Source organism: Chromatiales bacterium (assembly GCA_024234935.1).
Lineage (GTDB): Bacteria > Pseudomonadota > Gammaproteobacteria > Steroidobacterales.
Map to the genome: position 1 here is coordinate 30,953 of JACKNI010000005.1, position 15,854 is coordinate 46,806.

Here is a 15,854-nt window from a genome sequence, read left to right on the forward strand (position 1 = left end):
GAGTTTCTGCGCCGAATGACATTATGTGCAACATCGCGGCCTTCATCGGGCTGGCGCTTGTTGATTGCGCTGCAGTATGACGCGGGCAGCGGCCGGTGTCAGCTCGCCTGTCGCCAGTTGTTGCGCCACCGTACCGATCTGGGCCAGATCCCGGGCGCTGACCTGGCCTGTATGGATCGCGAGGATTGTACCGTCCGCGGCGGCAAGCACCGAAAAGGGCAAACCGACGAAAGCCTCGCCAAATTGTTCGGCGGCGTGCGTCGCCGCTTCCTCGCCGAGCAGGATCGGGTAGCTGATGCCGGTCTCACCGACAAAGCGCAGCACCGGCTCCGGCCGGTCGAGTGCGATGCCGATCACTTGCAGTGTTGCCGGATCCATCGACTGCTGCAGTTGCTCGAGCAGCGGCATTTCCTCGCGGCAGGGGGCGCACCAGGTGGCCCAGAAATTGATCAGCAGGGTGCGGTTCGGCCAATCAGTCAGCGAACGGCTTTGCTCGCGCAGATCCTTGAGTGTGATCGGCGGCAGCCTCGTCGGTGTGGGTACTGCCGGTCGGGGTTCAGTGGCAGTTGAGGCCGCGGGAGGTACGTTCGATTGTCCCCAGTAGCGGCCGGCGAGTATCCCGCCGAACACGAACACCGCAGCCCACAGGGCGACTGCCAGTTTGCGCAAGGGGCTCACGTCTCAGCCTCCAGCCGGTGCGGCAAAGGCCTTGTGCAGGTGTACGGCGAAGGCGTCGGCTTTCATGAAACCCACCACGCGCATTGCCGGCTGTTCGGTGCCAGCGGTATCGAAGAACACGATGGTCGGCGGTCCGATGATGCCAAAGCGCTGCATCAGTGCCTGGTCGTCGGCATCCATTGCGGTGACATCCGCCTGCAGCGTGATGGCCCTGCTGAACGCCTCGCGCACCGCAGGATCCGGGAAGGTGTATTTCTCCAGCTCCTTGCAGGACACGCACCAGTCGGCATAGAAATCCAGCATCACCGGCCGCCCGGCGGCGACGGCCTGCGCCAGCTGCGCATCAAGGTCCGCACCGGTCTTGATGCGGGTGAAGGCCGGGGATTCAGTCTCATCCGCCCTGCCGGTCGTGCTGTCCGGTGTGCTGCCGCCAAGGAACTGCAGCGGCCGCAGCGCATCTTTGCTGCCGCCAAAGGCACCGATCAGCAGTGCCGCACCGTAAAGCAATACGACGATACCGAGGCCCTTGCCGAGCTTGCGCGCCAGCGTCGCTTTTTCGTCCAGCGCCGTGAAGGTACCGAGCAGATTGCTGGCAGTTACCAGCAGCACGCCCCACAGCGCGAGCGTTATCGTGTCCGGCCACAGGCGGTCCATCATCCAGACGGCCATGCCCAGCATCATCAGGCCGAAGACAGCCTTGACCGATGCCATCCAGGCGCCGGTCTTCGGCATCAGGTGACCGGCCGAGGCACCGATTGCGAGCAGCGGGATACCCATGCCGATCGCGAGTGCAAAGAGCGCGAGCGCACCGCGCGTGAGGTCACCGGTTCTCGCAATCACCGTAAGGGCCGCCACCAGCGGTGGCGTCACGCAAGTGGTGACGACCGCCGCGGAGATCATGCCCATGACGCCGGCGCCCAGCAGCCGGCCCGACTGTTGCCGGCCGGACATCGTGTTCAGCCGGGTTTGCCATGAAGACGGGATCTGCAGGTCAAAGAGTCCGAACATCGACAGCGCGAGCGCAACAAACAGCAGCGCCACACCGATCGTCACCGCTGGCTTCTGCATGATGGCCTGTACCTGGGCGCCTGCGGCCGCGAATACCGCGCCGAGGGCGGTATAGGTCACTGCCATGCCCAGCACGAATGCGACCGACAGCAGGAAGCTCCGCGCCGTGCTGCTGTTCCGTTGGCCTGCGGCGCCTTGGTCACCGCGTCCGCTCTGCCCGACGATGATGCCGGACAGGATCGGATACATGGGCAGGCAGCAGGGCGTGAAGGAGAGCAGCAGTCCGAGCCCGGCAAACATCGCCATCACCGCCAGCAGATTGCCGTCGCGGATCAGCGTGAACAGCCGGTCCTGTTCCGCTTCCGTCCGCGGTGCCGCCGCCGCAACACCGCTGGTATCGGTGCTGACTTCCGGCAGATGGAGCGTGATCGACACGCGTTGTGGCGGATAACAGATGCTGTCGAGCTTGCAGCCCTGATATTCGATGGTCAGCGGCAGGCTGGCTGCCGCCGGGCCGCGCCGGATCAGCGGCACGGTCATCGTCACCGGCTGCTCGAACACGAAAGTATCGCCCCAGGTTTCGTCGTTCATCGGCGTGCCGTCGGGCAGGGACGGGGGACCGAGTTGCACGCTGTCGCTGCTGGTGCTGGCCTTGAGGGTGTGCCGGTACAGGTAATAGCCGGCTGTGATGTCCCAGTGAATCTGCAGGGTGAAGTCATCGGCGAGCACGGCGTCCAGCGGGAAGGCCTGCGCTACCGGCAGCGGCTCATCATTGCTGCCGCGCCGGGTGCCGTTCAGCAGCGCGCCCAGTTTGCCGGGCGATGCTGTGGCGCTACTGGCAGCCGGCAGTTCCACATTGGCCACCCATACCTGCGGCGGATAACACAGCCCGATATCGGCGCAACCCTGCGATTTGATCGCCAGCGCCAGCTTGACGGGACCCGCTGGCCGGGTGCTGAGGGGCAGCCGCACTTCGAGGCTGTCCCTGAATATGTGCATCTGGCCGAAGTACTCGTCGTTGTGCGGTGTTCCCGGTGGGATCGACGCCGTTCCCAGTGTGATCCCCGGTGTTCGGCTCTCATAGCTCATCCGCTCCCGATACAGGTAATGCGCCGGTTCAATCGTCCAGCGCACGATGACCTCGTCGGCGGTGGCGCTGGCGACATAGCGGAAGGCCTGTTCGGGCTTGAGGATGTCTGCCTCGCTGCCACGGCCGATGGCCGCCCGGGCCGCCGCCGCGGGGACGAGCAAAATCAGGCTCAGCATTGCCAGCCGGAATATCTCCGGCATCCGGTATTTCATCCGCTTGTTGCCCGCTTTATCTGCTCGTTCGCCCAATGGGATACGGTCTCATCCGGTGGCGACGGATTCCATCGACACGGGCGCGAATTATGTCAGCCCTTGAAATCCCCGGTACCGCCCCTATGATTGGCACTCTCCGCGAGAGAGTGCTAATCCATTCGAATAATTTGGTGTCCCGGGTCCCTTGAGGACTTAGGTGCACCGTGTCACCGGCTTATTGGAGGAGAGTTTTGCCATGAAAATCCGTCCCTTACACGATCGAGTCATCATCAAGCGCACCGAAGAGGAGCGTAAATCTCCCGGTGGCATCGTGATCCCCGACTCGGCCACCGAAAAGCCCATCCGGGGCAAGGTCATTGCCGTAGGCAAGGGCCGGATCCTCGAGAATGGCGAAGTGCGCGCGCTCGACCTGAAGGCAGGTGACAAGGTGCTGTTCGGCAAGTACAGCGGCACCGAAGTCAAAGTCGATGGCGAAGACCTGCTCGTCATGAAAGAAGACGACATCATGGCCGTGATCGAAGGCTAAGCGTCGAATCAACCAGGAATTCAGAGGAATACATCAATGGCTGCCAAAGAAGTACGTTTCAGTGATGACGCCCGCTCACGCATGTTTGCCGGCGTCAACATTCTGGCCGATGCCGTCAAGGTGACGCTCGGCCCCAAGGGTCGCAACGTGGTGCTCGACAAGAGCTTCGGCGCCCCGACCGTCACCAAGGACGGCGTGTCGGTCGCGAAGGAGATCGAACTCGAAGACAAGTTCCAGAACATGGGCGCGCAGATGGTGAAGGAAGTCGCTTCCCACACCTCCGATGTCGCCGGTGACGGCACCACCACTGCCACCGTGCTGGCCCAGTCGATTCTGAAGGAAGGCCTCAAGTCAGTGGCCGCCGGCATGAATCCGATGGACCTCAAGCGCGGTATCGACAAGGCTTCTGCTGCTGTCGTCGAGCGCCTGAGCAAACTGGCCAAGAGCTGCCAGGATGACAAGGCGATCGCCCAGGTCGGCACGATCTCGGCAAACGGCGACGAGTCCATCGGCAACACGCTGGCCGAAGCGATGGCCAAGGTCGGTAAGCAGGGCGTGATCACCGTCGAGGACGGTTCCGGCCTGGAAAACCAGCTCGACGTGGTCGAGGGCATGCAGTTCGATCGCGGCTACCTGTCCCCGTACTTCATCAACAATGCGGGTGAGCAGAACGCCGAACTCGAAGCCCCCTACATCCTGCTGTACGACAAGAAGATCTCGAACATCCGCGAGATGCTCCCGCTGCTCGAAAGCGTCGCCAAGTCCGGCAAGCCGCTGCTCGTCGTCGCTGAAGACGTCGAAGGCGAAGCACTGGCCACCCTAGTGGTCAACACCATCCGCGGCATCGTCAAGGTCTGCGCCGTGAAGGCGCCGGGTTTCGGTGATCGTCGCAAGGCAATGCTGCAGGACATGGCCATCCTCACCGGCGGCCAGGTCATCGCCGAAGAAGTCGGCCTGTCGCTCGAGAAGGCCCGCCTGGAAGATCTGGGCAAGTGCAAGAAGGTCATCGTGGACAAGGAAAACACCACGATCATCGACGGCGCCGGCAAGTCCAAGGACATCAAGGCCCGCGTTGACCAGATCAACAAGGAAATCGAGGCCACGACTTCCGACTACGATCGCGAGAAGCTGCAGGAGCGCGTTGCCAAGCTCTCCGGCGGCGTTGCCGTGATCAAGGTCGGTGCTGCGACCGAGGTCGAGATGAAGGAGAAGAAGGCCCGCGTCGAAGACGCGCTGCACGCCACGCGTGCTGCTGTCGAAGAAGGCGTGGTTCCTGGTGGTGGCGTTGCGCTGCTGCGCGCCCGCGAAGCACTGAAGGACCTGAAGGGCCTCAATGAAGACCAGAATGCCGGTATCAGCATCCTGCGTCGCGCCCTTGAAGAGCCGCTCCGCCAGATCGTCATCAACGCCGGTGAAGATGGCGCCGTGGTGCTGAACAAGGTTGTCGAAGGCAAGGGCAACTTCGGTTACAACGCTGCGACCGGTGAATACGGTGACATGGTTGCCATGGGCATCATCGATCCGGCCAAGGTGGTGCGTTATGCGCTGCAGAATGCCGCTTCTGTTTCCGGACTCCTGCTGACGACCGAGGCGATGATCGCCGAGGCGCCGAAGAAGGATGCCGGTTCGCCGATGCCGGGTGGCGGCATGGGCGGCATGGGCGGTATGGACATGTAAGGACCCTGTGGGAGCGCCTTCAGGCGCGATCGGATCGCGGCAAGAGCCGCTCCTGCAAGAGACGACGCTTGAAGCCCCGCCAGAAATGGCGGGGCTTTTTTCTTCTTGGCTTGCTGCTGAAGCCCCCCCGTTTCAGCGCATTTCATCCCGTTTAAGCTGCGGTGCCTGACAGGAAGCTTCGGGCGGGGTTGGGGGCTGATACCGCGGCTTTTGGCCATGGGACCGGATATGCGCTACATTCCGGTCATCGAACCGCAAGGTCGATTCACCTCAGGACAACAAAAACCAAGGAGTCCAATGTCATGCGAATCCGCCCGATAAGCCGATGGACAACCACCGGGACTGCGGCTCTCATCACCATTCTGGCCGGCCCGCTGCTTGCTGCCGAGCCGGCGGCCAGGGCGACGTCACCCGATCTCGCGAACCTCTCGTCACCCAATGAAGCCGCGCCTGCCGAGTGGGCCGGGAAGGAACTGCCGGTCCGCATGATTCCCAACATCCCGGAGTCGGCGGAGGCCTACTATGCCCCGGACAACTTCCACGTCATCGCCCAGACCAAGGACCCGATGGCGGCCCAGCCGGAGAAGGGCAAGGTCGGTGGCTCGCTGACCTTTACCTATACGGATACCGGCGAAGAGCTCACCCGCATCAATGACAAGGGCCAGGACGCCTGCTCCTGGTTCGTCCTTCCGGACGGGAAGCGGGTGATCTGGACATCGACACGTGACCACCCGGAAATGCCGCCGGGCAACTGGTCCGAAGAGACCGACTATCCCCAGGGTGCCGAGCTTTACACCTCCGACCTCAAGGGCGGCGACATCAAGCGCCTGACCAACAACAAGTACTACGAAGCCGAGGTGACGACCTCGCTCGACGGCAAATGGGTGTTCTTCGGCCGCCAGATCGACGGCAAGCTCGACATCTGGAAGATGCGCATCGACGGTACCGACGAGCAGCAGCTGACCTTTACCGCCGACTGGCAGGAAGGCGCGCCGTACCCGACCCCGGATGGCAAGCACCTGATCTTCCGCGCCTGGAAGCGCAGCGACAAGCTGCGGATCAACGAGGAGTACAAGGCAACGGGCAAGCACCAGCAGACGCCGATGACCATCTTCACGATGACGACGGATGGCACGGACGTGCAGCCCCGCACCTTCACCAAGGACATGAACTGGGCGCCGTTCATCGCCCCGGATGGCCAGCATTTCTTTTATGACCGGGTCTTCGAAGGCAACAACTGGGAAATCGTGATGAACGATCTTGCCGGTGGTGAGCCGGTGCAGATCACCTACAACAAGGGCTTCGACGGCTTCGTGTCCATTTCCTGGGATGGCAAGAAGGCGCTGTTTGGTCGCAGCCTCGGCTCGGGCTTCATGTCCAATATCCACACCTTCGTGATGGATATCTCCTCGCTCAACGTCGGGCCGGAGAACTTCAAGGGCAGCATTCCGCCCAGGGCGAAGCGGCCCGCCGGCTGGGTCGAGGATCCGGGCCTTCTGGAGTACGGTGATCGCCTCGGCAAATAACGATCACGGACAATCCCGATTGCGGCTGAAACCGCTCCTGCGGGACTCGACGCCGAAAGCCCCGCCAGAAATGGCGGGGCTTTTTCTTTTTGCACCGCCTAAAACCGGCGACGCTCTGCCGGTGTGGCGCGACCCCATGGGAGCGCAGTCCGTTATTCAAAGGTGGTGAGGAGCCGAAAAAAAGGGTAGCGTCGCCTCATGTCGATGCTCGATTCCCTCAAGACGCATACCGTTATCGTTGCCGACACCGGTGACATCGGCCAGATTGCCCGGTACAAGCCGCAGGATGCCACGACCAACCCTTCACTGTTGTTCAAGGCAGCACAGCAGCAGGAGTACCGTGGCCTGGTTGAAGAGGCGCTGCGTTACTCGCAGTCGATCAGCGGTACTGCAGCTGAGCGCACCGCCGCTTTCACCGACCGGCTTGCGGTCAACTTCGGTGTCGAGATCCTGAAGCTCATTCCCGGCCGCGTGTCCACCGAAGTGCCAGCCGCCTATTCTTTTGATACGGCGGGTTCCGTGGCAAAAGCCCGTGCGCTGATCGCGATGTACGAGAAAGCCGGGATTGCCAGGGAGCGCGTGCTGATCAAGCTCGGCAGTACCTGGGAAGGCATCAAGGCGGCCGAGCTGCTTGAGCGCGAAAGCATCCACTGCAATCTGACGCTCCTGTTTTCTTTTGCCCAGGCGGTTGCCTGTGCAGAGGCGAAGGTCACACTTATTTCGCCTTTCGTGGGGCGTATCTACGATTACTGGCGCAAGGAAAAGGGCGCCGAGATCCCGGTGGATGAAGATCCGGGTGTGGCTTCAGTGACGCAGATTTACAATTACTACAAGAAGTTCGACTACAAGACCGAAGTCATGGGCGCAAGCTTCCGCAAGATCGGACAGATCCTCCTCCTGGCTGGTTGCGATCTGCTGACCATTGCGCCTGACCTGCTCGCTGAACTGCAGAAGCGCGAAGGCGTGCTGGAGGCAAGACTTAATGTCGCTGCAGCTCGGGCGAGCGACCTGCAGAAGGTCACCATGAACGAGCAGGCTTTCCGCTGGGCACACAACGAGGACGCGATGGCGACTGACAAGTTGGCCGCCGGCATTCGCACCTTTCACCAGGATGCCCTGAAGCTTGAGGCGTGGGCCAGTACGCTGGTCGAATAGAGAACCCTGCTTTCTTCGACCGGAGTAAAGGGTAGCCTCCCGTCAGGCGTTCCCCAGCAAGCGCGCCAGTTCTGCCGGTGCGGCAAAGAACGGTGAGTGCCCTGTCGGCAGGGCGTACACAGGATCGCAGGGCACGGTGGCCTGCATCCGGCGCTGAAACCAGAGCGGGATGGCGATGTCGTTCAGGCACTCGATATAGGTACGCGGGATGCTGCCGGCCCGCCCGGCAGTGATCTTTACGGGTGTTATGAACGGCGTGACGGGCTCGGCGCACAGGCGCTGCCGGGCGAGCGCGACATCGCTTTCCGGGCAATCGGCATAGAGCAGTTCCTGCACCCGGGAGAGATCCAGGCGGATCAGCTGCTGGTCCGCCGAGATGGTCGAGCTGGTGGCGACGGGGTTATCAGCGTCTGCCGTGGCCAGCCGCGACAGGGATTGGCCGTTGGCGGGCAGAAAAGCGCTCAGGTAGATGAGCCGGCTGATCCGTTCCGGAACGATCTCCGCGGCCTGGCTGATGACGATGCCACCAAAACTGTGGCCGACAAGCACCACCGGCCCGGAAGCGGCGCGCACTGTTGCCGTGACACATTTCGCGTAGGCCGCCAGCGTGAGCTGTGCGAGCGGCGTGGCATCATCGCCATGTCCGGGCAGGTCCGGCGCCAGCACCTGATGACCGAGCGCCACCAGCTCGGGCACTACCCGGTGCCAGCACCAGCTGCCATGCCAGCTGCCGTGTACAAGAACAAAAGTCGTCATGACGAAAGTCTACTAATATCGCCCGGATGAATCCGCTCTCATTCGAATTCGAAACCGTCCCGTCGCCCTTGCGCGATGGCGTCGTCACCCTCACCGGGCAACTGCTGGCCAGCCCCGAGCTTGCCGCATTTCCGGACGATCCCGAACTGCGCACGCAACTGCTGCGCGTGCTGACCGCCAGCCCCTATGCAGCCGATATCCTCGTGCGCTACCCGGTCATGCTGGCTGAGCTGCTGGGCAGTAAACGCCTGCAATCCACGACCACGGCTGATGCTTACCTCAGCCTGCTGCAGGCCACCTTGCCGCCGGATCCCGACGAAGAAGAGCTGCAGCGTCGTCTGCGCCTGTTTCGTCATCGTGAACTGGTGCGGATCATCTGGCGTGATCTGGCCGGCAGCGCCGGAGTTACTGAAACCCTGCGCGACCTGTCGAATCTGGCCGATGCCTCGATCAACGTCGCGCTCGACTGGGCGCGGACCACTCTGCAGGCGCGCTATGGCGAACCGCGCACCGAGGAGGGCGCTCCTTGCGGCTTCGGTGTGCTGGCGATGGGCAAGCTGGGTGGCCACGAGCTGAATTTCTCTTCCGATATAGACCTCGTGTTCGTGCACTCGGGCAGCGGTGAAACAACCGGGCCGCGCTCGATCAGCAACGAGGAGTACTTCCGTTTCCTGGCCCAGCGCCTGATCGACCTGTTGAGCCGCAATACCGCCGAGGGTTTCGTCTATCGCGTGGATGCGCGGCTGCGGCCCTTTGGCAGTGCCGGGCCGCTGTCGGTGAGCCTGGCTGCACTTGAAGCCTACCTGCTGCGGCATGGCCGTGACTGGGAGCGCTACGCTTACATCAAGGCGCGCGTCGTCAACCGCTGGGATGACGCCGACGGGCTCTATCGTGATGTGCTGCGTCCCTTTATCTACCGCCGCTACCTGGATTACGGCGTGTTCAGTTCGCTGCGCGAGATGAAGGCGATGATTGCCGCAGAGGTCGAGAAGAAGGAATACCGCGCCAACCTCAAGCTCGGTCCTGGCGGTATACGCGAGATCGAGTTCATCGTGCAGGCCCTGCAGCTTGTACGCGGCGGGACGGTTATCGGGCTGCGCGAGCGGCAACTGCTCGTTGCGCTGCCACAGCTGGTGCAGGCCGGCTGTCTTCCCGCTGAAGATGCTGCCGAGCTGACGACGGCTTACTGCTTTCTGCGCCTCGCCGAGAACCGTCTGCAGGCGCTGCACGACCGGCAGACACACGACATACCGGCGGATTCTTCCGATCAGCAGCGCCTGGCTTTTGCGATGGGTATGGCGAGCTGGGAAGAATTCCTCGCCGCCCTCGATGTCCAGCGGGACCGCGTTGCATTCCATTTCCACGAAATCGTTTTCCGTGGCGCCAACGGTGCGGGCAGCAGCAGTACGTTAGAAAATGATGCGGCGACCGGCACCTCATCCTCCGTACTCGATGAAGTGTGGAACGATGAGGCCGCACTTGAGCAACAGGAAGTGCTGCTGGCAGAAGCGGGCTTCGGCGATCCGGCCGGCATTGCCGAGCAGCTGCGCCGGCTGCGCGAGGGCAGCCTGCTGCCGCGTCTTGATACGCCAGGTCGCCAGCGGCTCGACACCCTCATACCGGCCATCCTCATGCACGCGCGCAAGCAGCCGAAGCCGGTGCGTGCGCTGGATGGCATGGTTCTTATCATCGAGGCGATTGGCCGACGTTCAGCCTATTTCGCCCTGCTCAACGAAAATCCGCTGGCCCTGGAAAAGCTGGTCTCCCTGTGCGGCAACAGCGAATTTCTCTCCCGCCTCGTCGCGACCCACCCGCTGCTGCTGGACGAGCTGCTGGATCCGCTGGTCTTTGAATCGGCACCCAGCCGCGAAGAACTCGCTGCCGATCTGAAACTGCGACTGAGTCGTGTTGCTGCAGACGACGGGGAGGGGCGGCTCAATGCGCTGTTGAACTTTCAGCAGGCAGCGACTTTCCGCGTGGCGATTGTCGATCTGGCCGGTACGCTGCCATTGATGAAAGTGAGTGACCGGCTCACCGATATCGCCGAGCTGGTACTCGAGGCTGCGCTGTCGATAGCGTGGCGGGAACTCGCCGACCGACACGGCGAGCCGGGCTGTACGGAGAACGGTAACCGGCGTCCTGCGCACTTTGCGATCATCGCCTACGGCAAGCTTGGCGGACTGGAGCTGGGCTACGGTTCGGACCTCGATCTGGTATTTCTGCACGACTCCGCCGGTGACGCGGAGCAGACCGATGGCGCGCAGCCGCTCGATAACGCGATGTTCTTTGCGCGCCTGACCCGTCGCATCATCAGTATCCTGACCATGCATACCGCGTCGGGCAAGCTCTATGAGGTGGACATCCGGCTGCGGCCGAGCGGGCAGTCGGGGCTGATGGTGTCGAGCCTTGCGGCATTCGATCGGTACCAGCAGCAGGATGCATGGACCTGGGAGCACCAGGCGCTGTTGCGCAGCCGGGCGGTGGCCGGCGATGCCGGCGTCAAGGCCGCCTTCGAGGCGCTGCGCGTGCGGGCGCTGACCAGCTATGTCCGTCGCGACAAGCTGGCCACCGAAGTTGTGGAGATGCGCCAGCGCATGCGCACGGAGCTTTCCAGTGGTACGGACGAGCGCTTCGACGTGAAGCAGGATCCCGGCGGCGTGGCTGATATCGAGTTTCTCGTGCAGTACCTCGTGCTGCGTGAGGCGCATCGCTATCCGGATCTCGTACGCTGGTCGGACAATATCCGCCAGCTGGAAGCACTGGCGGCGCACGGCATTCTGGCCCCTGCCGACGCCGAATTGCTGGCCGATACCTACCGGGAGTACCGGCGGCACATTCATCACCGCAACCTGGCTGGCCGCTCGGGACTCATACCGCATGCGGAGGTGGCCGGGCTTGCGGCGACAGTGACCCGCCTCTGGCAGTCCGTGTTTTATACTGCCGTCCCGGCAAACCAGGATGAAGTCTCATGACGGCCAGAGCGGCGAAAGAATCCGCGTTGATACAGCCCAACGCCGAGCATCACTACAAGGTGACAGCCGACGATCTGCCGCTGTCCTGTCCGATGCCGGGCATGTACCTGTGGAATTCCCACCCGCGCGTCTATCTGCCGCTGGTGCCCGGTGAGCGGGCCAAGTGCCCCTACTGTGGCGCCACCTACACGCTCGTGAAGTAGCAACGGCCATGCTCGTCGTGACCGGCGGCGCCGGCTTCATCGGCAGCAATCTCGTTCGCGCACTCAATGCGGCCGGCCGCAGCGACATCCTCGTCGTCGACGATCTGCGCGATGCGCACAAGGTTCTTAATCTCTCCGATTGCCGGATCGCCGACTATCTCGACATGCATGACTTCCTGTCCCGCATTACGGCGGGGCAGGACCTCGCACCAAGGCTCGAGGGCATCTTTCATCAGGGCGCCTGCACCGATACCACCGAGTGGGATGGCCTGCTGATGATGCAGGCCAATTACGAGTATTCGAAACAGGTGCTCCAGTACGCGACGGCGCGCAAGGTGCCGCTGATCTACGCCTCATCGGCGTCGGTCTACGGTGCGGGGCGCGAGTTCCGCGTCAGCGAGGAGTGCGAACGACCCATCAATGTTTACGCTTTCTCGAAGCTGATGTTTGACCGCCACGTCCGGAAGGTGACGGTCAGCTTCCGTGCGCCGGTCGTCGGTCTGCGTTACTTCAATGTCTACGGGCCGGGCGAAGCGCACAAGGGCAGGATGGCAAGTGTCATCCATCACTTCAATGAGCAGCTGAAGACGGGCGATGAAGTGCGGCTCTTCACCGGCAGCGATGGCTATGCCGATGGTGGGCAGTTGCGCGACTTCATCCACGTCGATGACATCGTCGCGGTGAATCTCTGGGCGCTGGAGCGTGGCAAGTCAGGGATCTTCAACGTGGGTACCGGCCAGGCGCGCAGTTTCAACGACGTTGCCAACGCGGTGCTCAAGTGGCACGGCCGGGGGCGTGTCAGCTACATTCCGTTTCCGGCCCATCTGCAGGGCAGCTACCAGAGCTATACGCAGGCGGACCTCGCCGGCCTGCACGCGGCGGGATATTCCGCCGCCTTTATCCCGATAGAAGCGGGTGTGCCTCGTTACCTGGACGCTCTGGCTGCAACGGCTACTGTGTAAGTTGTATCCGGCCCAGCATCGCGCCGCTGCGGTTGTCCCGCAGCTCGTAATCGATAACTTCGGTACTGATCGTGCCGCCACCGGGAGCAGGCAGCACGCCGGTGATCCTCAGCCCGACATCGAGTGAAACATTGCCGCCATAACCGATCTTGTCGCGGATCTGTTGTGCCTCCGCCGCGGGAACCTTCCAGATCTGTGCTGTTCGCCCATTGCTGAACTTGAGCGAAACTTTCTGGCCCATCGCCGGGAACTCGACCACCGAGCTTGGTGCCAGTGCGCGCACCATGAATTCACCGTAGCTGGGGTCATAGTCGCTCAGGTTTGCATTCATCGACAGACGCAGCGCGCCGATGCCGCGTACGGCAGCAACCCCGGACTCCAGCTCGGCCTTCACTTCAGCGCGCTTTGCGGCCTTTTCGATCGCCGGCACGTACTGCACGCGACTGTCTTTCTCGACCCAGTCGTCGATCGGCGGCGGAATCCCGGCGAGGTCGTAGTAGAGAAAGACCATGGTGCTGTTGTCGGGGTTGACCAGTTCTCCAGTGCGGTTGGCGAAGGCGCCCTGGCCTGCGGCAGCGGGGCGGGCTGCCGCACTTTCGCCGCGCGCTTGCGCAGTATCGGCAGATGCCGTGCCGGCGGCCTGTCCCGATGCGGAGTCCGGCGCCTTGGGCCCGCCGCATCCCTGCACCAGCAGCAGGGCTGCAACCAGGCCGAGCCAGCCCCGCATCGTTTCAGTCCTAGAGCTGTGGCGCATCGGCGTTCTTCCCGGCTTCTTCCACCTGCTTCGCCTTGCGTTCGTTGTCCTGCTGCTGCAAAGCCTGCTCGGTTGCAGTGATGGCCTCGTAGCCGCCAGCCTGATTGACGACGCCTACCTGCATGTACCTGGCGAGATCGGGATTGTCGGTTGTGGGTACGACCTGTGCCGCGACGACGATTCCGCAATCCGGTGACAGGTTCACGCCGCCGTCCGGGCTCGCGTTGCCGGAACACTGGTTGAAGAGCGGCGAGGTCTCCGTTATCGGGCGTGACAGCGGGTCGTAGGCCCAGCTGAGATAGATGTTGCCGCCGGATTTCTGGTTACGGGTCGGCGTGCCGTACTTCTTCAGCAGTGCCTGCTCGACACTGGCCATGGTCGGGTTACGGCCCTCTGCAAACCATTCCTCCCGTGCTGCGTTGATCACGCGTTCCTGGCCGGGCAGGCCCATGGTGCCTACATACCATTTGGACTCGCCGGGCTGCATGTCCTGCCGGACAGCATTGCCGCCGCGCGCGATCATGTCGTCCTGCATCTCCTGCATGATCTGCTTGGAGGTCTTTTCGATACGTGGCTTCGCCGGCCGGGCATTGAATCCCTGCCGTATCGTTTGTCCGTAGGTCTGCATGTTGAAACCGCGGGAGTTATCGGCGGTGACGACCATCAGGTCGCCGGTACACATCACGACGTTTGCGGCTTCCTCGTAAGTCATCCCGGGCCGGACGCCGACCACATCATCGACCGGCGCGGACGCGGCGCGTGCGGGTGTGCCGATGTCTGCCGGGCAATCCACGTCGCCCCGGGCTTCTTCGGCGACTTCCTCTGCGGTGGCGTTGCCGGAAGGTGCTGATTTTGGCGTGTTGCCGAAGCCACCCGAAGCTGCCCCGCCGCTGGCGGAATCCTTTGAGCCGCCGCACGCCGCGAGCAAGGCCGTGAGCAAGACAAGACCTGTCCAATTCAAGAATCGCATCATCTTCCCCCGAGTGTTTGTTTCCCGACCCTGCCTGGGTAATCCTGGTGTTACGGTGGCTGTGTCCTAGTCCACGGCCTTGATTTCGATGCCATCGAGCGTGATCCCGGCATTGCCGGAATTGAGCGAGGTGAAACGCAGGCTTGCTGTGGTGCCGTCTGCCACAAAATCATCGCTGAAGCTCAGGTAGCTGCCGAAAGGCCCAACCGTCTTGTCGTGGCGAATTTCGGCTTGCAACAGTGGTGCCGATCCAAGCACCTCTACCTTCGCGCGGGCTGGTGTGGCGCCCAGGCCGTTATTTCTGGCGTAGTGGAAGCTCAGGCTGTATTTCTGTCCGGCCTTGGTTGCAAAGCTGGTGGCGAGTACCCCGGCTCCGGGAGAACCGTTCAGATCCAATGTCTGATTGCCCTCAAATGCGGTTACTTCGCGCCGGGCCTGTACGTTGCAGATATCGACGCCGCTGGCGGCAACGGTCCAGGTGTTGGTCGCCGTTCTGAAGGACTGGCCTGCATTGTATGTCGTGTAGTTACTGGTCACCGGTGCCTCAAAGGACTCGGTGAGTACTGCCGTCGCCGGGGCTGGCATGAGCGAAACGTTATCCAGGCCGTTGCTGTTGTCGTTTGACGGGTCGCGATTGATGAAAGCGATCGTTGTGCTGTTGCCTGTCGCCGTGATCGGCAGCTTGACCTGGCCCCAGGACTGGCCGCCCGGGCTGTTGCTGGCATTGCGCGAAACCCCGAGCGACTTGCCGTCAACCAGCACTTCGATGCTGCTGGTGGTGCCGAAGGATCCGCCGACCACATTGCCGACGTAGAACACCAGCTCGTACCTGGTGCCGGGCTGGGTCCGGACTGTTTGCTGTACACCAGCCGCTGAATTCGATCCTGGCCCGGTCATGTCCAGCCACTGGCTGCCCTGCTGCGCGTTGAAGGTGATGCGGGAAGCGACGTACTCGCCGCTGATTGGCGACACGCTGCCCGAGCCGATCACCTGCCAGCCTGCAAATGACTGACCGGCGGGAAAGGTCAGATAGCGGCCCTTGCCGACCACCGGTTCTTCGAAGCTGCCATTGACGATGAGGTTACCGGAGTGCTGGCCATTGCCGAGCGCGTTCAGGGCCTTGCCGAGCTTTTGCAGCGCGTTTTCACGTGCACTGGCCGGGGCAGCTGCGAGGATGAGGCTGGTAATCAGGGTGATACAGCGGAACCAGGCCGCCATGCGTGCGGGGACCGAGATGGTCATGATTGCGCTCCGTGACTATTGTTTGTATGGAGTTCAGCAAGCTGTCGGCGCATCCGAATATACGCCGGCCGCGCCGCAACGCAAGTATCAGGCTGGTCTCAAGGCGGCCCGGGAAGCCATCAT

General features: G+C 62.6%; 13 protein-coding genes. 7 read left to right on the forward strand and 6 right to left on the reverse strand.

The features are described 5' to 3' along the window. Positions 1-42: 42 nt before the first annotated feature. Complete coding sequence (locus tag H6979_10940) at positions 43-678, reverse strand: TlpA family protein disulfide reductase (protein MCP5140364.1); 636 nt, start codon at positions 676-678, stop codon at positions 43-45. Between the two features lie 3 nt (positions 679-681). Then, a complete protein-coding gene (gene dsbD / locus H6979_10945) occupies positions 682-2,988 on the reverse strand; it encodes a protein-disulfide reductase DsbD (GenBank protein MCP5140365.1) in 2,307 nt (768 codons plus the stop codon). Between the two features lie 235 nt (positions 2,989-3,223). Between dsbD and groES the strand changes: the two genes are divergently transcribed. From groES to tal, 4 genes are all read left to right on the forward strand, one after another. Continuing rightward, positions 3,224-3,514, forward strand: a complete 291-nt coding sequence (gene groES, locus H6979_10950) for a co-chaperone GroES (protein MCP5140366.1) — start codon at positions 3,224-3,226, stop codon at positions 3,512-3,514. 36 nt (positions 3,515-3,550) lie between these two features. Continuing rightward, entirely contained in the window at positions 3,551-5,191 is a 1,641-nt protein-coding gene (gene groL / locus H6979_10955) for a chaperonin GroEL (protein ID MCP5140367.1), read from the forward strand. Between the two features lie 302 nt (positions 5,192-5,493). Beyond that, positions 5,494-6,717, forward strand: a complete 1,224-nt coding sequence (locus H6979_10960) for a PD40 domain-containing protein (protein ID MCP5140368.1) — start codon at positions 5,494-5,496, stop codon at positions 6,715-6,717. A 198-nt stretch (positions 6,718-6,915) separates the two neighbouring features. Then, positions 6,916-7,872 carry a transaldolase gene (gene tal, locus H6979_10965; protein ID MCP5140369.1) on the forward strand — a complete coding sequence of 319 codons (957 nt, stop codon included), beginning with the start codon at positions 6,916-6,918 and terminating at the stop codon, positions 7,870-7,872. Between the two features lie 42 nt (positions 7,873-7,914). On the opposite strand, the gene H6979_10970 is transcribed toward tal, so the two are convergent. Next, positions 7,915-8,628, reverse strand: coding sequence for an alpha/beta fold hydrolase (locus H6979_10970; protein MCP5140370.1), 714 nt, complete (start codon positions 8,626-8,628; stop codon positions 7,915-7,917). Between the two features lie 26 nt (positions 8,629-8,654). On the opposite strand from H6979_10970, the gene glnE reads away from it, so the two are divergent. Genes glnE through rfaD form a run of 3 tightly spaced genes read left to right on the forward strand, consistent with a single transcriptional unit; the run spans position 8,655 to position 12,765 of the window. Further along, positions 8,655-11,600 (forward strand): bifunctional [glutamate--ammonia ligase]-adenylyl-L-tyrosine phosphorylase/[glutamate--ammonia-ligase] adenylyltransferase, encoded by a 2,946-nt coding sequence (gene glnE, locus H6979_10975; protein MCP5140371.1) that lies wholly within the window; start codon positions 8,655-8,657, stop codon positions 11,598-11,600. Then, complete coding sequence (locus H6979_10980) at positions 11,597-11,803, forward strand: zinc-finger domain-containing protein (protein MCP5140372.1); 207 nt, start codon at positions 11,597-11,599, stop codon at positions 11,801-11,803. Before glnE ends, H6979_10980 begins: the two co-directional genes overlap by 4 nt. A gap of 8 nt (positions 11,804-11,811) precedes the next feature. After that, a complete protein-coding gene (gene rfaD / locus H6979_10985) occupies positions 11,812-12,765 on the forward strand; it encodes an ADP-glyceromanno-heptose 6-epimerase (protein ID MCP5140373.1) in 954 nt (317 codons plus the stop codon). Here rfaD and H6979_10990 read toward each other — a convergent pair. The 3 genes from H6979_10990 to H6979_11000 all read right to left on the reverse strand — a co-directional run bounded on the left by H6979_10990 (position 12,755) and on the right by H6979_11000 (position 15,731). Continuing rightward, on the reverse strand, positions 12,755-13,519 hold the full coding sequence (locus H6979_10990) for a hypothetical protein (GenBank protein ID MCP5140374.1): 765 nt from the start codon (positions 13,517-13,519) through the stop codon (positions 12,755-12,757). The genes rfaD and H6979_10990 overlap by 11 nt on opposite strands. Beyond that, complete coding sequence (locus H6979_10995; GenBank protein ID MCP5140375.1) at positions 13,503-14,489, reverse strand: hypothetical protein; 987 nt, start codon at positions 14,487-14,489, stop codon at positions 13,503-13,505. Before H6979_10995 ends, H6979_10990 begins: the two co-directional genes overlap by 17 nt. 66 nt (positions 14,490-14,555) lie before the next feature. After that, a complete protein-coding gene (locus tag H6979_11000; GenBank protein ID MCP5140376.1) occupies positions 14,556-15,731 on the reverse strand; it encodes a DUF642 domain-containing protein in 1,176 nt (391 codons plus the stop codon). Between the last annotated feature and the right edge of the window lie 123 nt (positions 15,732-15,854).